General features: G+C 75.4%; 22 protein-coding genes. 7 read left to right on the top strand and 15 right to left on the bottom strand.

Going from position 1 to position 21,149, the window contains the following annotated elements; all coding sequences use genetic code 11:
- Positions 1 to 42: 42 nt before the first annotated feature.
- The 3 genes from RHODO2019_RS17330 to RHODO2019_RS17320 form a co-directional block, all read right to left on the bottom strand.
- Complete coding sequence (locus RHODO2019_RS17330; protein WP_265382943.1) at positions 43 to 714, bottom strand: DUF6802 family protein; 672 nt, start codon at positions 712 to 714, stop codon at positions 43 to 45.
- Positions 715 to 804: 90 nt separating this feature from the next.
- Positions 805 to 2,631, bottom strand: a complete 1,827-nt coding sequence (locus RHODO2019_RS17325) for a GTPase (protein WP_265382942.1) — start codon at positions 2,629 to 2,631, stop codon at positions 805 to 807.
- The gene (locus RHODO2019_RS17320) at positions 2,628 to 4,106 is read right to left on the bottom strand and encodes a dynamin family protein (RefSeq protein ID WP_265382941.1); all 1,479 of its coding nucleotides are present in this window, start codon (positions 4,104 to 4,106) and stop codon (positions 2,628 to 2,630) included. Before RHODO2019_RS17320 ends, RHODO2019_RS17325 begins: the two co-directional genes overlap by 4 nt.
- Positions 4,107 to 4,250: 144 nt before the next feature.
- On the opposite strand from RHODO2019_RS17320, the gene RHODO2019_RS17315 reads away from it, so the two are divergent.
- From RHODO2019_RS17315 to RHODO2019_RS17305, 3 genes are all read left to right on the top strand, one after another.
- Entirely contained in the window at positions 4,251 to 5,102 is an 852-nt protein-coding gene (locus RHODO2019_RS17315) for a 3-hydroxybutyryl-CoA dehydrogenase (RefSeq protein ID WP_290428882.1), read from the top strand.
- A 500-nt stretch (positions 5,103 to 5,602) separates the two neighbouring features.
- Positions 5,603 to 6,082: a MarR family winged helix-turn-helix transcriptional regulator gene (locus tag RHODO2019_RS17310; RefSeq protein WP_265382940.1), complete on the top strand. Its 480-nt coding sequence runs from the start codon at positions 5,603 to 5,605 to the stop codon at positions 6,080 to 6,082.
- Positions 6,083 to 6,112: 30 nt separating this feature from the next.
- Positions 6,113 to 6,901: an HAD family hydrolase gene (locus tag RHODO2019_RS17305; protein WP_265382939.1), complete on the top strand. Its 789-nt coding sequence runs from the start codon at positions 6,113 to 6,115 to the stop codon at positions 6,899 to 6,901.
- Here RHODO2019_RS17305 and RHODO2019_RS17300 read toward each other — a convergent pair.
- Entirely contained in the window at positions 6,898 to 7,833 is a 936-nt protein-coding gene (locus tag RHODO2019_RS17300) for an esterase/lipase family protein (protein ID WP_265382938.1), read from the bottom strand. The genes RHODO2019_RS17305 and RHODO2019_RS17300 overlap by 4 nt on opposite strands.
- 149 nt (positions 7,834 to 7,982) lie before the next feature.
- Complete coding sequence (locus tag RHODO2019_RS17295) at positions 7,983 to 8,111, bottom strand: hypothetical protein (RefSeq protein ID WP_265382937.1); 129 nt, start codon at positions 8,109 to 8,111, stop codon at positions 7,983 to 7,985.
- Between the two features lie 55 nt (positions 8,112 to 8,166).
- Here RHODO2019_RS17295 and trmB point away from each other — a divergent pair, with 55 nt between their 5' ends.
- Entirely contained in the window at positions 8,167 to 8,892 is a 726-nt protein-coding gene (gene trmB / locus RHODO2019_RS17290; RefSeq protein ID WP_265384848.1) for a tRNA (guanosine(46)-N7)-methyltransferase TrmB, read from the top strand.
- Positions 8,889 to 9,554, top strand: coding sequence for an NYN domain-containing protein (locus RHODO2019_RS17285; RefSeq protein WP_265382936.1), 666 nt, complete (start codon positions 8,889 to 8,891; stop codon positions 9,552 to 9,554). The genes trmB and RHODO2019_RS17285 overlap by 4 nt, the downstream gene beginning before the upstream one ends.
- An 11-nt stretch (positions 9,555 to 9,565) precedes the next feature.
- Here the strand turns inward: RHODO2019_RS17285 and RHODO2019_RS17280 are convergent, their stop codons facing one another.
- From RHODO2019_RS17280 to macS, 9 genes are all read right to left on the bottom strand, one after another.
- Positions 9,566 to 9,883, bottom strand: coding sequence for an AzlD domain-containing protein (locus tag RHODO2019_RS17280; protein ID WP_265382935.1), 318 nt, complete (start codon positions 9,881 to 9,883; stop codon positions 9,566 to 9,568).
- Positions 9,880 to 10,590 carry an AzlC family ABC transporter permease gene (locus RHODO2019_RS17275; RefSeq protein WP_265382934.1) on the bottom strand — a complete coding sequence of 237 codons (711 nt, stop codon included), beginning with the start codon at positions 10,588 to 10,590 and terminating at the stop codon, positions 9,880 to 9,882. The genes RHODO2019_RS17280 and RHODO2019_RS17275 overlap by 4 nt, the downstream gene beginning before the upstream one ends.
- Before the next feature lie 35 nt (positions 10,591 to 10,625).
- Positions 10,626 to 11,666: an LLM class flavin-dependent oxidoreductase gene (locus RHODO2019_RS17270; RefSeq protein ID WP_265382933.1), complete on the bottom strand. Its 1,041-nt coding sequence runs from the start codon at positions 11,664 to 11,666 to the stop codon at positions 10,626 to 10,628.
- Positions 11,667 to 11,740: 74 nt separating this feature from the next.
- Positions 11,741 to 12,130, bottom strand: coding sequence for an SRPBCC family protein (locus RHODO2019_RS17265; RefSeq protein WP_265382932.1), 390 nt, complete (start codon positions 12,128 to 12,130; stop codon positions 11,741 to 11,743).
- 37 nt (positions 12,131 to 12,167) lie between these two features.
- Complete coding sequence (locus RHODO2019_RS17260) at positions 12,168 to 14,120, bottom strand: DUF2339 domain-containing protein (RefSeq protein ID WP_265382931.1); 1,953 nt, start codon at positions 14,118 to 14,120, stop codon at positions 12,168 to 12,170.
- A gap of 133 nt (positions 14,121 to 14,253) precedes the next feature.
- Complete coding sequence (nadE, locus tag RHODO2019_RS17255; RefSeq protein ID WP_265382930.1) at positions 14,254 to 15,075, bottom strand: NAD(+) synthase; 822 nt, start codon at positions 15,073 to 15,075, stop codon at positions 14,254 to 14,256.
- A gap of 57 nt (positions 15,076 to 15,132) precedes the next feature.
- Positions 15,133 to 15,450, bottom strand: a complete 318-nt coding sequence (locus RHODO2019_RS17250) for a hypothetical protein (RefSeq protein ID WP_265382929.1) — start codon at positions 15,448 to 15,450, stop codon at positions 15,133 to 15,135.
- A 78-nt stretch (positions 15,451 to 15,528) separates the two neighbouring features.
- Positions 15,529 to 16,158, bottom strand: a complete 630-nt coding sequence (locus RHODO2019_RS17245; protein WP_265384847.1) for a response regulator — start codon at positions 16,156 to 16,158, stop codon at positions 15,529 to 15,531.
- A 73-nt stretch (positions 16,159 to 16,231) separates the two neighbouring features.
- Complete coding sequence (gene macS, locus RHODO2019_RS17240) at positions 16,232 to 17,515, bottom strand: MacS family sensor histidine kinase (RefSeq protein ID WP_265382928.1); 1,284 nt, start codon at positions 17,513 to 17,515, stop codon at positions 16,232 to 16,234.
- A 100-nt stretch (positions 17,516 to 17,615) separates the two neighbouring features.
- Between macS and RHODO2019_RS17235 the strand changes: the two genes are divergently transcribed.
- A complete protein-coding gene (locus RHODO2019_RS17235; RefSeq protein WP_265382927.1) occupies positions 17,616 to 18,356 on the top strand; it encodes an SDR family NAD(P)-dependent oxidoreductase in 741 nt (246 codons plus the stop codon).
- Between the two features lie 28 nt (positions 18,357 to 18,384).
- Here the strand turns inward: RHODO2019_RS17235 and RHODO2019_RS17230 are convergent, their stop codons facing one another.
- The gene (locus RHODO2019_RS17230) at positions 18,385 to 19,536 is read right to left on the bottom strand and encodes an AI-2E family transporter (RefSeq protein WP_265382926.1); all 1,152 of its coding nucleotides are present in this window, start codon (positions 19,534 to 19,536) and stop codon (positions 18,385 to 18,387) included.
- Positions 19,537 to 19,706: 170 nt separating this feature from the next.
- Between RHODO2019_RS17230 and RHODO2019_RS17225 the strand changes: the two genes are divergently transcribed.
- Positions 19,707 to 21,146 (top strand): adenylate/guanylate cyclase domain-containing protein, encoded by a 1,440-nt coding sequence (locus RHODO2019_RS17225; protein ID WP_265384846.1) that lies wholly within the window; start codon positions 19,707 to 19,709, stop codon positions 21,144 to 21,146.
- The last annotated feature ends 3 nt before the right edge of the window (positions 21,147 to 21,149 follow it).

Raw genomic sequence — 21,149 nt, 5'->3', positions numbered from 1 at the left:
CAGCGGGTCCGGTTCGTCGGAGCAGCCGGCCGGGACCACCGGTCAGGCGCTCGTCCACTCCCCGGTGCCGGGGTCGGTGGTGACGGGCCCCGGACCGGTGCCGCCGTCGGCGAGCGAGCCGCTGTCGACCTCGGTCCACTCGCCCTCCCCGGTGTGCTCGAAGGAGGAGTAGGTGCCGTCGGCGGACACCTCGGTGACGAGGTCGGCGGCCCCGTCCCCGTCGACGTCGGTGACGAGCAGGGTCGTGCCGTCCACGGTGGACGCGACGGCGGTGTCGACCACGCCGTCCCCGTCGGTGTCGTAGCTGGCCACCCCCGCCACCTCGGGTCCCTGCGGGGCGTCGACGGTGATCGTCCCGGCCACCGGCACGTCCCCGCCCGCAGCCGCTCCGGTGACGTCGACGCTGCCGGCGGCCACCTCGTGCCAGTCGCCCCCGTCGGGGTCGAGGACGGCCTGGGCCACCACCTCGCCCCGGGCGTCGAACTCGGAGAGGGTGTCGGCGCTGCCGTCGCCGTCGGTGTCGGTGTACGCGTAGCCGCCGTCGGTCACCCCGTCGGGACCGTCGTGCGCGGAGACGTAGACCGAGTCGTCGTGGCCGTCGCCGTCGAGGTCGGTGGTCGCGGTGTAGGCGGCCTCGTGGCCGTCGACCTCGATGGTCAGCTCACCGGGCGCGGCGTCGGGCGCGGTGTCGGCGGGGTCCACGGAGTCGTGCACGGGGGGTCCTTCCAGTCACCGGGTGAGGCGTCGTCCGGGAGTCTGACGCACCGGGTGTCGCCGTGGTTCCGGTGCGGGCCGGGCGGGCCGTCAGCGGCGGTCGCGCACCGCGGCAAGCCGCTCGAGCAGTGCCGCCGCCCGCTGGGCCCCGGCGAGCAGCTCGGCGTGCCGGGCGTCGGCGGCACGGGCGAGCCGGGCCCGCTCCCCCGCATCCAGGCGCAGGGCGGCGTCCACGTCCCGCAGCTCCGCGTCGAGCTGGGCCACCCGCCGGGCCAGCGCGTCGTCCAGGGCCGCACCCAGCTGGTGCTCGGTGTCGATGAGCTGCTCGGCCACCAGCTGGTCGAGGCTGGACCGCGCGTCCGCGAGCACCTCGGCGGCCCACTGCCGGACGTGGGCGCGGTCGGCGACGTGCCCGCGGGCGCGGGCCATCCACCACGCCGCCCCGGCCCCGAGCCCGAGGGTGAGCGGCACGAGCACCAGGTTCAGCCCCGGCACCAGCGCCAGCGGGGCCAGCGCGAGCTTGCCCAGCCCCACCCCGCCCGAGGCCCCCGCCACCACCATCAGGCGGTCCTCCGAGGCGCTGACCCGCTTCTCCACCGGGCGAGCGGCCGGCACGGGCACGTGCGGGACGGGCGGCGTGGAGTCGAGCCCGGCCACCTCCTCGGCGGTGAACACCTCCGCCAGCACCAGCGCGCTCACCCGCTGCAGCCGCTGCGCCAGCGACGCGCTGACCCGCAGCGCCAGCGCACCCAGCGCCGGGTCGAGCTGGGCCGGCAGCAGCTCCAGCCGCTCCCGGTCGGCGGCGTCGACGGCGGCCCGGAACTGGCCCTGGGTCTCCCGGACACCGGCGGCGACCTCGTGGGTGGACTCCACCCGGGCGCGCTGAACCTCCGCCCGCAGCCGCAGGGTCGCCGCGCGCGCCCCGGACCGCCGCTGCTGAACGAGCTCGGTGCGGCGGGTGCGCAGCTCGGCGGGTGCACCCTCCCCGGACTGCAGCGCGCGGGCCTCGGTGCGGGCGGCCCGGGCCACCGCGACCAGCGCCGAGTGCAGCGCCCTCAGGCCGTTGGCCTCCCCGAGCATGACCGCGCGCCGGGCCACCGTGCGCTGCAGCTCGGCCTGCAGCACGGCGATGCCCGACTGCTCGCGGAGCACCCGGGCCAGCTCCGGGGTGGGGGCGGAGTCGGCGGCTGCGGCCAGCCGGCTGGACACCGGGTGCACCACCACCCCCGCCAGCCGCGGCACGTGCCTGGCCAGCAGGGCGCGGTCGGCCGCCAGCACCTCGCGCCAGCCGCGGTGCACGTCGGTCCTGGTCAGCGCCAGCAGCACGGTGTCCACGTCACGGCCCAGGCGCGCCAGCAGGTCGAGCTCGGGGTGGGTCAGCGGGGCACCGGCATCGAGGACCACGAGCAGGGCCGTGGCCCCGGCCGCGGCCACCTCCGCGAGCCCGGAGTGCAGACCGTCGAGCCCACCCACCCCCGGGGTGTCGACCAGGGTGAGGTGCTCCAGCAGCGGGACCGGCAGCCCGAGCTCGACGTGCCGGGGTGGCGGACCGTCCTGCGGCAGCGCGGCGAGCAGGGCGTTCCAGCTGGTCAGCGCGGCGGGGTCGACGGTGAGCGGCGCACATCCCACCCGGTGCACCGTGAGCACGGGGACCTCCGCGTGCGCCAGCACAATGTGGACCGGGGTGGGGCCGGCCGCATCCACCGGCGACGCCCCCGGGCTGTGCAGCAGGGCGTTGACCAGCGAGCTCTTGCCGCGGCCGGTCTCACCCACCACGACCACGGTGGGGGTGTCCGGCGTCGGCGTGCTCGCCGGGCGCACCGCCTCGCCCAGCAGCGCGGTGAGCTGGGCGCGGGCGGTGCGCACCTCCGTGGGCAGCGTGGACGGGGCGGCCCCGGCGGACACGGGGGTGGTCACCGCGGACCCCCGGCGGTGAGCTGCTGCCAGAGCAGGAAGTACGCGCGGTGCACCACGTGCGCGATCCGGGCCTGCGACGGCGTGGCTCCGAACGAGGCGAACGACCGCCACCACCCCGCACGCTCCAGGGCCACGGCGGTGAGCTCGCGCACGGAGGCCCCGGGCGTGCCGACCCGGTCGCCGGGATCGGTCTCGGTGCCCAGCCGCACGGCCTCGGCGGTGAGGTCCGCCGGCAGCGTGACGGTTCCGGAGGTGAGCAGGGTCAGCGCCTCGGCCACCCGCAGCTGGTGGGCCTCGGGCAGCCGCAGCAACCGCTCGACGCCGTCGCGCACCGCCACCTCGGCCACCGTGTCCCCCCGGGCCAGGCCCGCCAGCGCCCCGAGCGCGGCCGCCGCCTTCAGGACGTCCACCCGGGCGGCCAGCACCCGCTGCAGCCGCACCCGCACCGCGGCCAACCCCGAGGCCCCGGCGAGGGCGGCCCGCAACCGCCCCGTGGCCATCTCGGGATCGGCGTCCAGTGCGCGCAGGGCGCAGCCCACCCCGTAGAGGTCGAGCAGGTCCAGCAGCCGCAGGCGGGTGGGGCCGTCGACCGCGCACTCCAGGGTGGTGAACAGGTCCGCCGACAGCAGCATCGCGGTGCGCACGGCCCCGTCGGTCCCCGCCAGGGTGCGCAGCGCGTCGGCGTCCACCGCGGTGAACGCCCCCGTCTCGCACGTCTCGGCCAGCAGGCCCACCACCGGCAGCACGTCCACCACACGACCACCGAGGGCCCGGGCCTGCTCCGCGGCCAGCACCCGCCCGGCGCCCCACACCGACCCGTCCGACCCGGCGACGGACTCCGGGGCCACGGTGTCGACCTTGGTGAGCACGGCGAGCACGGTGGCCGGACCCGCCTCCCGACCGGCCGTGTCCGCCCCGAAGGTCGCCAGCGCCTCCGCGTCGTCGGCCCGCGCGGACTGGGTGAGCACGTGCAGGACGGCCTCGGCCCCGGCCACCGCACCGTGCTGCACGCCGGCCAGCGGCGCGCGCTCCAGCGAGCCCAGGCCGGGGGTGTCGATGACGGTGAGCTCGGCGAGCAGGTCGCTGGTGACGGCCGCCTCGAGGTGCGAGACGTCCGCGAGGGCCACTCCCGCCCGGGTGGCGACGTCGGCGGGCACGGTGCCGTCCGGGTCCAGCCCGAGGCCGATGACGCGGCCGTCGTGCAGCACCACGTCGACCCGGTCCACGGCGCCGAAGGTGAACCGGGTGACCAGGCGGGTGCACTCCCCGGCCGCGGTCGGGGCGACCTTGCGGCCGATGAGCGCGTTGACCAGCGTCGACTTGCCCGAGGACAGCCGGCCGGTGACGGCCACCTGGAGCGGGGCCTGCAGCCGGTCGAGGACGTCGTGCACCGCAGGGCCGAGCTCGGGGCCCACCTGGGTGAGCAGCTCCCGGCACAGGCCGTCCACCGCCCGGCACAGGGGACGCTCCGCCACCGCTGCTCCTCCCCAGGACCCGCTCACCACCGCCACCCGCGTCGACCGGCGCCGATCGTGCCACGGACGGCCCCGGCGTCTCAGCCCGTCACCGGGTGGGTGCACGCTGGCGGGACACGATCACCGAACATCAGGAGGCAGCCCGTGGAGCGGATCGGTGTCATCGGCGGCGGGACCATGGGGGCGGGCATCGCGGAGGTGTGCGCCCGGGCCGGCGCCACCGTCGTGGTGGTGGAGTCGGCGGCCGACGCCGTCGAGGTGGCGCACGGCCGGATCCTGAAGTCCCTGGATCGCGCGGTGCGGGGTGGACGGCTCAGCGAGGCGGACTCCACGGCGGCCGCGGCCCGCGTCACGGTCACCGCGGACCTGGCGGGCGTCGTCGACTGCGAGCTGGTCGTCGAGGCGGTCCCCGAGGTCGAGGAGCTCAAGCTCGACCTGTTCCGCCGGCTCGACGCGCTGCTGCCCCCCGAGACGATCCTGGCCTCGAACACGTCGTCGATCCCGCTGGTCAAGATGGCCACGGTGACCGGGCGGGCCGACCGCGTCGTGGGGGTGCACTTCTTCAACCCCGCGCCGGTGCTGCCGCTGGTGGAGATCGTCGCGAGCCTGCTCACCTCGGAGGAGACCCTGGCCACGGTGACGACGTTCGCCGAGGAGCAGCTGGGCAAGACCACCATCCGCAGCCAGGATCGCGCGGGGTTCATCGTCAACGCCCTGCTCATCCCCTACATCCTCTCGGCGATCCGGATGATGGAGTCGGGCTTCGCGAGCGCGGCGGACATCGACGCCGGCATGGTGCAGGGCTGCGCGCACCCCCAGGGTCCGCTCGCGCTGGCCGACCTCATCGGCCTGGACACCACCGCCGCCGTGGCGCAGTCGATGTACCAGGAGTTCAAGGAACCCCTGTACGCCCCGCCCCCGCTGCTGCTGCGGATGGTCGACGCCGGGCTGCTGGGTCGCAAGACCGGCCGCGGGTTCTTCCCCTACAGCCGCTGACCCCAGCGGGGGCGGTGCTCGGCCGCCACGCCACTCCGACGGTGCCGGGAGCCCCGTGGACGTGCTCACCGTGGTGGTGACCGTCACGACGTTCCCTCCCCCGCGGGTGTCGCGCGAACTCGCCGGAGGCCGACACGTCCGGTTCGTCCGCGCGGGGGGTGGCGGACGGCGGCTGACCGACGGTGGGGTGCATGCTCGTGCGTACCCGTGCGTACCCGTGCGTACCCGTGCGTACCCGTGCGTACCCGCGCGTCCTGCGGTCGGGGCGTCGCGCGCGGGCCTGACGAGCTCATCGGTCCCCGATCCGGGTGTCCGACGTCCGCGCCGGGGTGCGGCCGGCGCCGCTCTCGCACCGGGAGCAGGGATCGGGGCGCCAGCGGAGTGCTGGACGCGCTCCCGGCGCCCCGGTCGTGGAGCGCCGTGACCGGGGTCGTGTCACGCGTGGGCGACCGTGCCCGTCCCGTCGGCCGGGGTGGGCGCACCCTGCGTACGCTCGATCGATGCCTGGACGTCCGGACGACCCTGCGCCGCACGCCCCCGCGTCGAAGGACGCCGTCGGGGTGATCGAGCGCGAGGTGACCGTGATGCTGCGGCGCACCCTGGAGCAGGTGTGGGCGGCGGGGTACGGCAGCGGCGGCGCCGTCGACCGCTTCACCTACCCCCTGCTCGTCGTCGTCGAGCTGCACGGCGCCCAGCGCCTGGCCCAGCTCGCCGAGCGGCTCGGGGTGAGCAAGCCGACGGTCAGCCGCCAGGTGACCCGGCTCGTCGCGGCCGGGCTGCTCGAGGTGCTGGACGACCCGCTCGACAGCCGGTCCGGGCTGGTCTCGCTGAACGGCGCCGGGCTGGCCGAGGTGCTGGCGGTGCGGGAGCGGCGGCTCGCCCCGCTGCGCGAGGTGATCGAGCACTGGCCCGTCGAGGACCGGGACCGCTTCGCCGCCCTGCTGCTGCGCTTCAACGCCGACATCGACTCCGGGGCCTGAGCACCGCCGGGGGCCCGTTAGCGTCTGCGCGTGAGCACCTGGACGCCACGGCTCGTGGCCCTCGACGTCGACGGCACCCTGCTCGACGCCACCGGCGTCATCAGCCCGACCGTCCGGGCCGCGGTGGCCCGGGCCGCCGAGCGTGCGCACGTCGTCATCGCCACCGGCCGCACCGTGCTCGGCACGATCGCGGTGCTCGAGGCCCTGGGCCTGCGCACCGGGACCGCCGTCTGCTCCAACGGCGCGGTGCGGGTGGACGCGGCCACCGGCACGGCCACCGCGCTGGCGGTGTTCGACCCCGCCCCGGCGCTGCGGGTCCTCGACGAGCACGTGCCCGGGGCGCGCTACGCCGTGGAGCACCTGGGTTCCGGGCACCGCCTGAGCGCACCGTTCCCACCCGGGGCCCTCAGCGGTGCCGCCGAGGTGGTGCCCCGCGCCGCACTGGTCGAGGGCACGACCACGCGGGCCATCGCGTGGTGGCCCGAGCTGGACACCAGCACCGCGGAGCACGCCCTCGACGGGGTGGACCTGCCGGGCACCACTGCCACCCTGGACCTGCAGGGCTTCGCCTGGCTGACGCTCGTGGCCGAGGGCGTCTCCAAGGCCAGCGCGCTCGCGGTGGTGTGCGCCGGGCTCGGGGTGGACGCCGCCGACGTGCTGGCCGTGGGCGACGGCACCAACGACACGGAGATGCTCGCCTGGGCCGGGCGCGGGGTCGCCATGGGGCAGGCGCTGGAGGTGGTGCGCTCCGCGGCCGACGCCGTGACCGGCACGGTGGCGCAGGACGGCGCCGCCGCGGAGCTCGACCGCTGGTTCTAGCTCACCAGCGGCGGGACGTACCGACAGGTCGGGGCCTTGGCCGTGGCCGGGTCGAGGGCGTTGCGGACCAGTCGCTGGGCGATGGGGTCGTAGGAGATGCCGAGGTGGTCGGTGAAGTCCAGCCCGCAGACCTGCTGCAGGTTGATGTTCGTCGCACCCGGGTCCTTGAGGTAGGTGTTGGTGAACGGCATGACCACCTCGTCGTAGGACGTCGTGATCACCGTGTACCTCACCCCCGGCACCGTGTCGCCGCCGGCGTTGAGGGTGTTCAGGAAGCTCGAGCCCTGGCGCTGCTGCACGCACGCGGCGCAGGCCAGCGAGGTGACCGCCTCGCCGCCGGGAAGGGCCGCGACCAGCGGGAGCACGCCGTAGAAGACGGTGCCGTAGTTGGACGGAGCCAGCGCCACCAGCGAGCCGACCTTGCTCGCACCACCCAGGTTCTTCAGGTAGTACCGCGGCATCATCCCGCCCTGGGAGTGCCCGACGATGTCCACCTCGGACGCACCTGTGGCCGCGAGCACCGAGTCGACGTAGGCGCTCAGCTGGCGGGCGCTGGCCGGGATGTCGCCGAGGCCCTTGAAGGGGTTGGTCCCCCCCGGGACGGTGTCCCCGAAGTTGAGCGCGAACACGCAGTAGCCGTCGGCCTTGAGCTGCGGGCTGAGCTCGGCCCAGTTGTCGTAGGCGTTCTCCACGGTGCCGTGGACCAGCACCACCGGGCGCGGGTGGGCGGCGGCGGGCTTGCAGGCGAAGTCGTTCGCCCCGGGCGGCGAGGCGCTCGCGTGGATCGAGGAGTAGAGCAGCGCCGCGGGGAAGGTCGACTGCACCGGACCTTCGGGTGGGGTGGCGGTGGCCGCCTGCCCGGTGCCCGCCGTGGTCGCCAGCAGGGCAGCAACCCCCACCACCGTGGTCCCGATCCTGTGCCAGAGCCGCATGTCTCGTGCCTCCCCGTCCGCGCCGGTCCCCGGTGACCGCCGTCACCGTGAGGTCTACCAGCCCGGTGCACAGGTGTACACGTCACGGTCCGTGCCTGGACCGGTGAGAACGGCGGTCGTGGCCGGTCGGGCACGGCACCCGGTCACGATCACCTCCGCCGCGGTGGTCGCGGCTGACGCCAGGCCAGCACCAGGACCAGGACCAGCACGAGCAGGGCGGCGGCGACCGGCAGGACGAGCACGACCGCCAGGCCCAGGCCGATGTCGGCCCCGATCACCCCGGCGGTCGCGGTGCGGGACGATGGGATCGTGCAGCCGATCCCACCGACCTCGATGGCCCGCGTGGTCAGCTTCCGCCCGCGCCGCGACGCCCTGACGGCCAACCAGCAGCTCGCCTGGGACCGGCGCTGGCCGCAGTGGGGCGCGGTGGTGGCGCCGTACGACCACGGTCCCGGCGGCATCGGGGCCGGCGTGCCGCCCGAGGGCCAGGTGGTGCCGGAGCGGCTGGACACCGCGGCGTGGTTCGGCCGCAGCGCCCCGCTGGTGCTCGAGGTGGGCTTCGGCACCGGGACGGCCACCGCGGTGATGGCGGCGGCCGAGCCGGACGTGGACGTGCTCGCCGTGGAGGTCTACCGCCCGGGGATCGCCCAGCTGTTCCAGCACTGCGAGCGCGCTCGGACGACCAACGTCCGCGCCCTGCACGGCGACGCCCTCACGGTGCTGCGGCACCTGCTGGGCCCGGGGTCGCTGACGGCGGTGCGGGTGTTCTTCCCCGACCCGTGGCCCAAGCGCAAGCACCTGCCGCGGCGGTTGCTGCAACCGGCGATGGTGGGGCTGATGGCCTCGCGGCTGCGCCCGGGCGGGGTGCTGCACGTGGCCACCGACATCGCCGGCTACGCGGAGCAGATCGCGCGCACCGGGGACGCGGAGCCGCTGCTCGCCCGGCACGAGGGTCCCGCACCGGTGTCGCTGGAGCGCCCCGTCACCAAGTTCGAGGGTCGCGCGGTGGACGCGGACGTCGCCATCACCGACCTCGTGTGGGGCAGACTCCAGGCATGACCCCGCCCACCCAGGTCCCGGCCGGCCACCAGCCGGACGTCGCCGAGAAGGTCCTGCTCGTCTGGGACGCACCGAACCTCGACATGGGCCTGGGCTCGATCCTGGGGGGACGCCCGACGGCGGCCTACCGCCCACGCTTCGACGCGCTCGGCCGCTGGCTGCTCACGCGCACCGCCGACCTGCAGCTCACCCACGGCGGTGGGCGCGACCTCGAGCCCGAGGCGACGGTCTTCACCAACATCGCGCACGGCAGCGCCGACACGGTGCGCCCCTGGGTCGAGGCGCTGCGCAACGTCGGGTTCGCCGTCTTCGCCAAGCCGAAGACGCACGAGGACTCCGACGTCGACGGCGACATGCTCGACCACATCGCGCTGCGCCAGCACACCACCGGCCTGGCCGGGATCATCGTCGCCTCGGCCGACGGGCAGTGCTTCCGCGAGCCGCTGGAGGAGATGGCCGCCGAGGGCATCCCCGTGCAGGTGCTGGGCTTCCGCGAGCACGCGGCGTGGGCCGTGGCCTCGGACTACGTGGAGTTCCTCGACCTGGAGGACATCCCCGGGGTGTTCCGCGAGCCGCTGCCGCGCATCAACCTGGACTCGCTGCCCGAGGAGGGCGCCTGGCTGCAGCCGTTCCGCCCGCTCGCGGCCCTGCTGGGGCGGTAGCACCGAGCCACTCAGAGCACGAGGCCCAGCAGGGCGACGGCGACGAGCCCGACGACGATCGTCAGGAACAGGTTCTTCGTCCACCACGCCACCAGCAGCGCGAGCACCCCGGCGAGCAGCTCCGGGGAGAGCAGGTCGAACGCACCCGCCGGCCGGAACAGGGCGGGCGTGACCAGGGCGGCCAGGGATGCGGCCGGGATCATCCGCAGCACCTGGGTCACCCGGGGCGGCACCTCACCCATCTTCTCCGCCAGCACCACCACGCTGCCCCGCAGCGCCACCGTGCCCAGGCCGATGAGGATGGCGGCGACAAGCCCGGCCGTGGTCACGCCGTGCGCCGAGGTAGCAGGGCCAGCGCCGCGCCGGCGGCGATCCCGCACACCGCCGCGAGCGGGAACGCCCCGGTGCCCAGCGGGTACGCGACCACGACCACCACCCCCGACACCACGGCGGCGAGGGCCGTGGGGGTGTCGGTCACGACCGGCACGAGCAGGGCGAGGAAGGCCAGCGGCACCGCGAAGGACAGCGGGACGTCGCTGGGCACGGCGCCGCCGACCAGCGCACCCAGCACGGTGGAGACCTGCCACGTCGCCCACATGACCGTGCTGGCGCCGAGGTAGAACCGCCACCGGCCGGGCGCGTCCACCGGGGAGCGGAAGCGCACCAGGCTGACGGCGTACCCCTGGTCGGTGAGCAGGTAGGAACCCAGCAGGCGGCGGGTGCGGGGCACCTCGCTCAACGACGGAGCCAGCGAGGCGGAGTACAGGACGTAGCGGCTGTTGATCACGAGCGCGGTGAGCACGACCACGAGCACCGACGTCCCCCCGCCGAGCAGGTCGAGCGCGGCGAGCTGGGCCGCCCCGGCGTAGACCACCACCGAGAACACCACCGCCCCGAGCCAGCCCTGCCCGGTCTGCACGGCCGTCAGCCCCGCGACCAGTCCGAACGGCACGACCCCGATGAGCAGGGGCACGATCGCGCGCACCCCGTCCGCGAGGCTGGCCGTGGGTGCGGGGGTGTCCTCGGGTGCGCTCACCGGCGTCATCCTGCCCGGCGGCTGCGCCGGTCGGATCAGTTCCGTCCGACGGCCGCGCGGACGATCGGTGCGACCCCGGTGCCGAGGAGCTCGATGCCGTGCAGCAGGTCCTCGTGCGAGAGCCGCCAGTTGGTCATCTGCAGGGAGATGCGGTCCACCCCACCCACGGCCTCGGACACCGAGAGGACCTTCGCGGCCACCGTCTCCGGCGCACCGATGAAGTAGGCACCCGTCGGACCGCAGGTGGCGTCGAAGCCGGCGCGGGTGGGACGCGAGCCCCCGCGCTCGGACGCGATCCTGGTGAACATCTCCTGCCAGCCCGGGTAGAACAGCTCGCGGGCCTGCTCGTCGGTTTCGCCGACGTAGCCGAAGACGTGCAGGCCCACCTGCAGCTGCTCCGGCGGGTGCCCGGCCCGCCGGCCGGCCTCGCGGTAGAGGTCGATCAGCGGGGCGAACCCGCGCGGCTCGCCCCCGATGATCGCCACCATCAGCGGCAGGCCGAGCACCCCGGCGCGGATGAAGCTCTCCGGGGTGCCGCCGACGCCGAGCCAGATCGGCATGCGCGCCTGGGCCGGGCGCGGGTACACGCCCTGCCCGGTCAGCGGGGCGCGGTGCTGGCCGGACCAGGTCACCTCGGTCTGCTCACGGATCTGCAGCAGCAGGTCAAGCTTCTCGGCGAACAGCGAGTCGTAGTCGCGCAGGCTCAGGCCGAACAGCGGGAACGACTCGGTGAACGAGCCCCGACCGACGACGAGGTCGGTGCGCCCGCCGGAGACGAGGTCCAGCGTCGCGAACTCCTGGAACACCCGCACCGGGTCGGCCGCCGAGAGCACCGCGACCGCGCTGTTGAGGCGGATGTTCGTCGTCCGCGCCGCGGCGGCCGACAGCAGCACGACGGGTGCGGAGTCGTAGTACTCGGCCCGGTGGTGCTCGCCGATGCCGAAGTGGTCCAGGCCCACCTCGTCGGCGCGGGCGATCTCCTCGAGCAGGTGCGCGACCCGCTGCACGGGGCTGTACACCTGCTCGGTGGAGGGGTCGGTGACCTTGGAGACGAAGCTGTCGATGCCGAGTCGCATGCCGTGCAGTGTGCCAGATGATTGAAACTACAACAACATTGTCGTGGGCGCGCCTGGCTCGAGGGCGTCCCGGCTCAGGGGCGCACGAGGCGGTGCAGGGCCCAGCGCGCGACCGGGGCGTAGGCCACCACCACCGGAGCCGGGCCGTGCAGCCGCAACCAGGTGCGCACCCCCAGCTCGTGGTCGTCCACGCCGTGCTCCAGGTGCAGCCGCACCCCCACCAGCAGCACCCGCACCTGCCACGACCAGGTACGGCTCACGGGGTCCAGAGCGAGCACGGTGAAGTCCACGGCCACCCCGGGCGGGCCGTGCACGCGGCCGGTGCTGCCGACCCGGAGCTCCTCGTCGGCGCAGTCCACCCGACGGATCTGCGGCGACCACTCCGACCAGCGGGCGGGGCGGGCGTACCGCTCCCAGACGAGCTCGGGGGTCGCGGGTCCGACGGCATCGAGGCTGAGGTGCACCGGGCCATCCTGCGCGTGCTGCCCGGGCCCGGCGCGGTCAGGCTCCCGGCTGCCCGGGCTTCGCGTTCTCGCTCCGGGCCAGGGCCCCGCGCCAGAGCAGGAGCAGCCCGGTGACCAGGAAGGCGGCCACCCGGGCGACGCCGTTGAGCGCCGAGAGGTCGAACAGCAGGAGCTTGGCCACGGCCGCCGCCACCAGGAGCAGCCCGGCCACCCTCGCCTCGACCGGGCCGCCCCGGGCCAGGCCCCGGGCGAGCAGCACCAGTCCGACGGCGACCCAGACCACCGTGGCGGCGCTGTGGCCGACCACGAAACCGGGACGGTCTAGGACGAGGACCGAGCCCGCGACCAGCGCGGCGGTGGTGCCGTAGAGGGCCACCGCCGCACCGATCCACCACAGCGGCTGCGGGTGGGCGACCACGTGCGACCAGCGGACCTCGGCCGCGAGGGCGACCACGGCGGCGACGAGCAGGACGGCGGCCAGCGTGGTGGCTCCGGTGGCGTCCGAGAGCGCCCCGCCCGCCGTCACCAGGGAGCTCGCCGGCAGCCGCACCGCGAGGGTGACGGTACCGAGCGCCCCGTAGACGACCGCGGTGAGCAGCACCGTCCGGGAGCGGACGCGGTGGGCCAGCGCGGTGAGCAGCAGGCCCTCGACGAGCAGCGCCGCGGCGGCCGAGTCCGCGGACGCGGCGGTGGCGGTGGCCTGGAACAGCGCCACCGCGGCCAGGGCCACCAGCGTGCCGCGGGCCCGGCCGGCCAGCGCACCCCCGGTGACCACCAGCACCACCAGCACGGCCGCGAGCCCGCCGGCGACCGCGACGGCCGCCCAGTGCTCGAGCAGCCCGGCGGCCACCAGCGAGGGGCTGACGGCGAGGGCGAGCGAGCCGGTGGCCACCACGTCGGTCGGCCGTCGGCGCAGGTCCACCAGCGCCAGGCCCAGCCCGGTCGCGGTGACCAGCAGGCAGGTGAGCACCACCAGGAGCCGCCCGGTGGCGTCGGCGGGGGCGGCCGCCACCGCGCCGAGAGCAGCCAGCACGGGCGGGACGATGCCCACCACGGCGAGCACCGGCCAGCGCCGCTCCCGGGCGGCGAGGGCGGCCGCACCGGCCGATCCGACCTGCAGCACGAGCAGGAACGCGACGAGCAGGAGGCTGCCCGGCTCGGCGAGCGCGGGCGAGAGCACGGCCGCTCCCGCCACCACCACCACGGCGAGGCTCTGCGAGCTCCACCGGTGCGCGAGCGCCAGCCCGCCCGTCGCCACCGCGGCGCCGAGCGCGAGACCGACCGGCTCGGGCAGCCACCCGTAGACGGCAGTGGCCGCGACCACGTCGAGGTAGAGCCCGGCCGCCCCGGTCCCGGCCAGCGCGACGGCCCCGGCCTGACCGTTGTCCCGCTGGTGCACCCGCAGCGACAGCCCCACCAGCCCGAGCGCGAGCACGGCCCCACCCACCACGCGCGGCACCGGGCCGAACCAGCCCCCCTGCGCGGCGAGCACCAGCAGCATCACCACGCCGATCAGGGTGACCGCGGAGCCGGCGACGGCCACGGCCCGGCTCGCGGCACCCTCGCGCTGCCACCAGTGCACGCGCGGCAGCGGCGGGGCCGCCCCGGGACCGGGCCCCCACGCGGGTCCCCAGGCCGGTCCGGGTCCGACGGCCGGTCCGGGTCCGACGGCCGGTCCGGCGACCCGGGCCGGACCCACGAGCGCCGGACCCGCGGGTGCGGACGGCGCCGCGCCCGGCAGGCCCAGGGGGTTCCACCACCCCGCGGACGGGTCGGGCGCCAACGGTGGGGTCCACGTCGCGGGGGCGTGCGCGAACGGCGCCGGGACGAACGGCGTCGGGCCGGGCTCGACGGCCGACGGTCGCGAGGTGGCACCCGCGGCCGGCAGCGCCTGCAGCTCGATGCCGATCTCCTGGAGCCGCCCACCGAGCCGGCCCACCTCCTCGGAGAGACGAGCCACCACGTCCTCGCGCCCACCGGTCTGCGTCATGTGCTGAGCGTGGATGATCGGACCCGGCACAACCAGAGCAGAACTACTCGATTCGGACGTCCCGGTTCGGCTCGGCCCGGGCACACCCCGGCTGCCGGCTCAGCGTCACGAGGGACTCAGCGCCACGAGGGACTCAGCGCCACCAGGCGTCGAACGGTGTCACCGGCACCGCCCGCTTGTGGCGGGTGTTGGTGAACAGCCCCTCGATGCGGGCCACGGCCGCCTCGTCGACGTCGCGGCCCTCGAGGTAGTCGTCGACCTGGGCGTAGGTGACCCCGAGGGCCTCCTCGTCGGCCAGGCCCGGACGGTCGTCCTCCAGGTCGGCCGTCGGCACCTTGGACCACGTGCTCGGCGGGGCGCCCAGGTGCTCCAGCAGCGCCGCACCCTGGCGCTTGGTCAGCCCGGTCAGCGGGGTCACGTCCACACCGCCGTCGCCGTACTTGGTGAAGAACCCGGTGACGGCCTCGGCGGCGTGGTCGGTGCCGACGACGAGGTGGCCGAGCTGACCGGCGATCGCGTACTGCGACGCCATCCGCTCGCGCGCCTTGAGGTTGCCGCGCACGAAGTCGCTGGGCGGCTCACCGAGGGCCGCGGTGACCTGCGCGGCCGTGGCGGCGACGGCCGGGGCGATGTCCACGACCACCGAGCGGTCGGGCTGGATGAACCGCAGCGCGACCTGGGCGTCGTCCTCGTCGGCCTGCACCCCGTGCGGCAGGCGCACGGCCACCAGCTCGGCGGTGCCACCCCCGGCGCGCACCCGCTCGGCGGCCAGCTGGCACAGCCGGCCCGCCAGGGTGCTGTCCTGCCCGCCGCTGACCCCGAGCACGAAGCCGCGGGCCGGGGTGGCGGCCAGGTAGTCGACGAGGAACTGCACGCGCTGCTCGACCTCGACGGCGGGGTCGACGGACTCGCGGACCTCGAGCTCGGTGCGCACGGCGTCGCGGAGGCTGCTCATGGCCCTATTGTGCTCGTGCGACCGGCAGGTGGCCTGTCGACCTCGCACCCCGCACGACTACCCGGCGACGAAGGAACGGGCCTCCCGCAGGTACGCGGTCAACGTCCGCTGGTCGACCGGGTCCACCCGGACCCACTCCCGCATCGGCCGGCCCGGCCTCGGTGAGCACGGGGCACCCTCGGCCGAGGCGACCAGCTCCGCCACCCGCGCCGCCGGCAGCTTCAGCACCACGCCATCGGTAGTGGGGCAGAACGCGTAGAAGTGCCCGCCGGTGCGCAGCCCCCGGGAGTGGAACATGCGGCCCTCGTCGTCCTCGGGGTGCTCGGCGAGCAGCACGCCGACAGCGCGGTCGAACCGCTCGGCGAGCATGGTCACGGGGTGGTCCTCCCTCTCGGGCCCCACCATTGTGATCGAAAACTCGCCTCCTGGGTACAGAAATCACACACAGGGCGCTCAGCCCAGACCGTGCTCGATGGCGTACCGGGCGAGCTCCACGCGGTTGGCCAGCTGCAGCTTCCGCAGGGTGGACTGGACGTGGTTCTCCACCGTGCGGTGGCTGATGACGAGCTTGGCGGCAGCCTGCCGCGCGCTCATCCCCTTGGCCACCAGGCGCAGCACCTCGGTCTCCCGCTCGGTCAGCCGGGGCAGCGCCGGGCCCGGGGCGGCGGGTGCGGCCGACATCCGCCGGTACTCGCCGAGCACCAGCCCGGCCAGCCCGGGGGTGAACACCGCCTGGCCGGCCGCGGTGGCCCGCACCGCGGCCACGAGCTCGGTGATGGACGCGCTCTTGACGAGGTAGCCCGACGCCCCGGCCTTCACGGCGTCGAGCACGTCGGACTGCTCCCCGGACGCGGACAGCACGAGCACCCGGCTGCGCGGGGAGACCGCGAGCACCTTGGCGGTGGCGTCCACCCCGGAGCCCGTGCCGAGCTGCATGTCCATGAGCACCACGTCCGGGGTGACGGCGCGGGCGATCCGCTCGGCGGAATCCACCCCGTCGGCCGTGGCCACCACGTCGAACCCGTGCGCGGTGAGGTCCCGGGCCACCCCGTCGCGCCACATCGGGTGGTCGTCCACCACCATCACCCGCACGGCCGCGGCCACCCGCTCGTCAACCACCCGCTCGTCAACCACCCGCTCGTCAACCACCCGCTCGTCAACCACGTCGACCCCTCCTGCTCGTGTCCGGGGCAGCACGGGGCACTCGCACCTCCCACTCGGTCCCCTCACCCGGGGCGGTGTCCAGCACGACCACCCCGCCGAGGTCGGCCACCCGTCCGCGCAGCGAGCGCGCGACCCCCATGCGGCCCTCCTGCTCGGCGCGGTCGAGCCGGCCGGCCTCGATCCCAACGCCGTCGTCGCGGACGCTGAGCACCACCTGGTCCCCCAGGTCCTCCAGGAGCACCCACGCGTGGGCGTCAACCCCGGCGTGCACCGCGGTGTTGGTCAGCGCCGTGCGGGCGACGGCCGCGAGCTCGGTGGCCACCTCGGCCGCCAGGAGCACGGGTGTGGCCGGGACGGACACCTGCACCCGGGGCGCGGCCTGGCTCTGCAGCAGCACCCGCAGGTCCACCTCGCCGGTGAGGACGTCCCCGGCCGGGGCGGCCGCGACGAGCGCGCGCAGGGCCACCTCCTGGTCGCCGGCCAGCCGGGCGAGCTCCGCGGCCTCCCCGCCGAGCACGGTCCCCTCCCGGCGGACGTAGGCCAGCACCTGCAGCACGCTGTCGTGCACCGCGCGGGCGAGGCGCTCGCGCTCGGCCAGGACGGCCTCGGCCCGCAGGGCCTGCTCCAGGGCCTCGTGCGAGCGCCGGGCGGTGTCCGAGACGAGGCCGAGGACGATCCCGGTGAGCAGCAGCAGCACCGTGTCCCGCGCGATCGACGTGGTCACGTGCCCGTTGACCAGCACCGTCGTCACGGACACCAGCAGCCCGACGAGGGTGCCGACCCGGGCACCGCCGAGCACCGCCGCCGTCACCACCGGGGTCGCGGACCAGAGGGTGGTGATGCTGGGGGTGGGTCCGCTGACCTGCGCGGCCGTCTGCACGAGCAGGGTCGAGGCGATCAGCGCGAGCACCACCACCACGTCGGCGGCGACCAGCGGCCAGGTCCGGAACCGGTCCACGCTGAACGCCACCACCGTGACCACGGTCCACCCGGCCACCAGACCCACGAGCACCCAGCTCAGGGCCGGCCGCAGGTAGTCCGGGGAGTACACCACCTGCACCCCGACGACGAAGACGAAGGTGAGCACGCGGAACACGGCCGCTCCCCGCCACAGGGGGGTGAGCGGGTCCAGGTCGGCGGCACGTCCGCGGGGGGCGTCGCGCAACCGCACGGTACGGCTGACGGTCGCCCCGAGTCCCGCGGGCGGCCCCGCCAGCGGGGGCGCGGTGGCGGGCGCACGGCTGCCCGCCCGTGCGCGGAGCTCGGCGTCGGCCACCGCCCCATCCTGCCCGAGCGCACCCCCGGACCGGGCAGGACTCGACGCCACCGGCCCGGTTCGCGCTGCCGAACCCGGGGCCCCGGGCGATGGTGGTCCCATGACGACCTCCATGGAGGGCCGGCTCGCCCTCGTCACCGGCGCCAGCCGCGGCATCGGCGCCGTGGTCGCCCGCGGCCTCGCGACCCGTGGCGCCACCGTGCTCTGCCTGGCCCGCGACGGCGAACCACTGGAGGCCGCCGTGGCTGGTCTCGTCGACGACGGGCTGGACGCGGTGGCCCTGCCCTGCGACCTGGCCGACGACGACGCGCTGGACGCCCTGGCGGGTCGCGTCGAGCGGGTGGGCGAGGTGGACGTGCTGGTGCACTGCGCCGCCGTGATGAGCGACAAGGGGGCCAAGACGCTGCGCACCACCCCGCAGGAGTGGCGGCGCGTGATGGCCGTGGACCTCGACGCGGCCTTCCGGCTTACCACCACCGTCGGCCCGGGCATGGCCGCCCGACGGAGGGGCCGCATCGTGCACTACAGCGCGTGCCTCGGCCGGATGTCGGGCCCGGGCAACGCCGGCGGGCTCGCGCCGTACCGGATCGCCAAGGCCGGGGTGAACGCGATGGTCCGCAACCTCTCCCACGAGCTGGGCCACGGTCGCCGCGGGGTGCTCGTGGACGCGGTGTGCCCCGGGCACTGCCGCACCGACATGGGCGGACCGGAGGCACCGCGCAGTCCCGAGGAGGGTGCGGACACCGGCCTCTGGCTGGTCGAGCGGGACGCGCTCGACCCGGACGGTGCACCGGTGGTCACGGGACGGCTCTGGGAGGACCGGGCGGTCGTGCCCTGGTAGGAGTAGGTCCCGGCCGACACCGGTCTGCTCAGTCGTCCTGGGGGTGCTCGGGGTCGGGCAGCGCGTCATCAGGATCGGTGGCGTCGACCTGCGCGGGGTCCGGGGGAGCCTCGTCGGCCAGCAGGGACCGCACCGCGGCATTCGCGATCGCGACCATCGGGACGGCCAGCAGGGCGCCGATGACGCCGGCGACGACGAGCCCGACGGCGATGGCGAGCACCACGGCCAGCGGGTGGAGCTGGACCGCTCGGCCCAGCAGCACCGGCTGCAGGACGTGCGCCTCGAGCTGCTGCACCGCGACGATGACGCCGAGCACGATGAGTGCGACCACGAAGCCCTGGGTGACCAGGGCGATGAGCACCGCCACGAGCCCGCTGAGGAACGCCCCGATGATGGGGATGAACGCGCCGAGGAACACCAGCGCGGCCAGCGGCAGCGCGAGCGGCACCCGCAGCACGGCGAGGCCGACCCCGATGCCGATCGCGTCCACTGCTGCCACCGCGACGGTGGCCCGCACGTAGCCGACCAGGGACGCGAACCCGCGGTGGCCCGCGACGTCCACGCGGGGGCGCACGTGCCGGGGCACGACGCGGGTGACGAACTCCCACACCCGGGCACCGTCGTAGACGAAGAAGATGGTGGTGAACAGCGCGATGGCCAGGCCGGACAGGATCTGGGTGAGGGTGGCGGCGGTGCTCAGCGCCCCGGAGGTGATGGCGTCGCGGTTGGTCGTGAGCGAGGTCGTGAACGAGGTGAACGCACCGTCGATCTGTGACTGCTTCAGGTTCAGCGGACCGTTCACCAGCCACTGCTGCACCGAGTCGACGCTGGCGGAGACCTCGTCGACCAGGTCGGGCACCCCGTTGATGAAGGCCTGCACCACGAACGTGAGCACCGCTCCGAGCAGGGCGATCCCGCCGACGAGCACCAGCGCGGTGGCGATCCCCCGGGGCACGCCCCTGGCCTGCAGCCACCCGACGGCCGGCGTGAGCAGGGCGGCGAGCAGCAGCGACACCGCCACCGGGATGACGACCTCGCTGAGCCGGGCCAGCACCGTCCCCAGCACCACGAGCGCCCCGACGACCACGACGAACCGCCAGGACCATGCTGCGGCCACGCGGACGCCCCAGCTGACGGAGTCGGCGCTGCGGCGGGGCGCGGGGGTGGCGGGCTGGGTCACGGGCGGAGCGTAGCCAGCGGTGGGGGCGCTGCGCGCGATCGTGCTGGACGGCGAGGGCCGCGGACCGGGCGCCACCCGCTGCCGGCGGACCCTAAGGTGTCCGGGTGGCGCCGCCGTGGACCCCCCTGCGCCGGCTGCGGGGCAGCCCGTGGCCCCGGTACGCCGTGGCCATGGCGCTGTCCAACGTCGTCGGGGCCCTCGTCGTCTTCGTGTTCGTGCGCTTCGTCCTCCCGGTGCCCGACACCGAGGGCCTGGCCCAGGCCGAGGCCCGCAACGTCCTGGTGTTCGGGATCGTGCTGGTGGTCGCCGTGGTCACCGGGACGGCGGCGGCGGCCCTGCTGCTGCGGCCGGTGCTCACCTGGCGCCGGCGGGGTGGTGAACCCACCCGGGCCGAGCAGCGGGCGGCCCTGCGCGCACCGTTGCGCCAGGTGGGCGTGCACGCCGCCATGTGGACCCTGGGCGGCATCATCTTCGTCGGCCTCAACGTCGGTGCCGTGCCCCGGCTGGCCGTGGCCATCGCGGTGACGGTGCTGCTGGGCGCGTCAGCCACCTGCTCGCTGGGCTACCTGCTGGCGGAGCGGCTGCTGCGGCCGGTGGCGGCGGCCGCCCTGGCCCACGACGTGCCCGAGCAGACCACCGCTCCGGGCGTCGTCACCCGGGTGCTCATCGCCGTGGGCGCGGCGGCCGGCATCCCCGCGCTGGGCATCGTGCTGGTGGTGGTCTCCCAGCTCACCGGCCAGCTGTCGACGACGACGGACGAGCTCGCGCTGACCGTGCTGTTCCTGGCCGTGGTGCTGCTGGTGGTGGGGCTGCTCGGGTCCCTGCTGGTCGCACGGTCGGTCGCCGATCCGGTGCAGCAGGTGCGCCGGGCCCTGGCGCAGGTGCAGCGTGGCCGGACCGACGTCTGCGTCGAGGTCTACGACGGCTCCGAGGTCGGCCTGCTGCAGGCCGGTTTCAACCAGATGGTGGGCGGGGTGGCCGAGCGGGAGCGGCTGCGCGACCTGTTCGGGCGCCACGTGGGCGAGGACGTCGCCCGGCGCGCCCTGGAGCACGGGACCGACCTGGGTGGGGAGGTCCGCGAGGTCGCGGTGCTGTTCGTGGACCTCGTGGGCTCCACGCACCTGGCGGCGACCAGGCCACCGGCGGAGGTGGTGGTGCTGCTCAACGACTTCTTCCGGGTGGTCGTGGAGGTGGTCGGGCGCCACGGCGGGTTCGTCAACAAGTTCGAGGGTGACGCTGCGCTGGTGGTGTTCGGGGCCCCCCTGGAGCACCCGGGGGCGTCGGCGGCAGCGCTGCGGGCGGCCCGTGAGCTGCACGCGGAGCTGCGGGCGGTCTCGGAGGTGGACTTCGGGATCGGGGTGTCCTCGGGGGCGGCGGTGGCGGGCAACATCGGTGCGGCCCGGCGCTTCGAGTACACGGTGATCGGGGACCCGGTGAACGAGGCCGCCCGGCTGACCGAGCTGGCGAAGGCCCGGCCGGGGCGGGTGCTGGCCTCCCTCACGTCGTTGGAGCGGGCCGGGGACCCGGAGCGGGGCCGGTGGGAGCAGGGCGCGGAGGTGGAGCTCCGCGGGCGGGCGTCGACCACGCGGCTGGCCGAGCCCAGGACCTGACCG

Source organism: Rhodococcus antarcticus, from assembly GCF_026153295.1.
Lineage (GTDB): Bacteria > Actinomycetota > Actinomycetes > Mycobacteriales > Mycobacteriaceae > Rhodococcus_D > Rhodococcus_D antarcticus.
Note: the sequence above shows the minus strand (reverse complement) of the source record. Positions and strands in the feature narration are given on the sequence as shown.

Coding starts and splice junctions, on each gene's coding strand:
- trmB (WP_265384848.1), top strand. CDS start 8,167: ATGGCCCGCGTGGTCAGCTTCCGCCCGCGCCGCGACGCCCTGACGGCC.
- RHODO2019_RS17225 (WP_265384846.1), top strand. CDS start 19,707: ATGGCGCTGTCCAACGTCGTCGGGGCCCTCGTCGTCTTCGTGTTCGTG.
- RHODO2019_RS17260 (WP_265382931.1), bottom strand. CDS start 14,120: ATGACGCAGACCGGTGGGCGCGAGGACGTGGTGGCTCGTCTCTCCGAG.
- RHODO2019_RS17285 (WP_265382936.1), top strand. CDS start 8,889: ATGACCCCGCCCACCCAGGTCCCGGCCGGCCACCAGCCGGACGTCGCC.
- RHODO2019_RS17270 (WP_265382933.1), bottom strand. CDS start 11,666: ATGCGACTCGGCATCGACAGCTTCGTCTCCAAGGTCACCGACCCCTCC.
- RHODO2019_RS17235 (WP_265382927.1), top strand. CDS start 17,616: ATGACGACCTCCATGGAGGGCCGGCTCGCCCTCGTCACCGGCGCCAGC.
- RHODO2019_RS17310 (WP_265382940.1), top strand. CDS start 5,603: ATGCCTGGACGTCCGGACGACCCTGCGCCGCACGCCCCCGCGTCGAAG.
- RHODO2019_RS17300 (WP_265382938.1), bottom strand. CDS start 7,833: ATGCGGCTCTGGCACAGGATCGGGACCACGGTGGTGGGGGTTGCTGCC.
- RHODO2019_RS17245 (WP_265384847.1), bottom strand. CDS start 16,158: ATGGTGGTGGACGACCACCCGATGTGGCGCGACGGGGTGGCCCGGGAC.
- nadE (WP_265382930.1), bottom strand. CDS start 15,075: ATGAGCAGCCTCCGCGACGCCGTGCGCACCGAGCTCGAGGTCCGCGAG.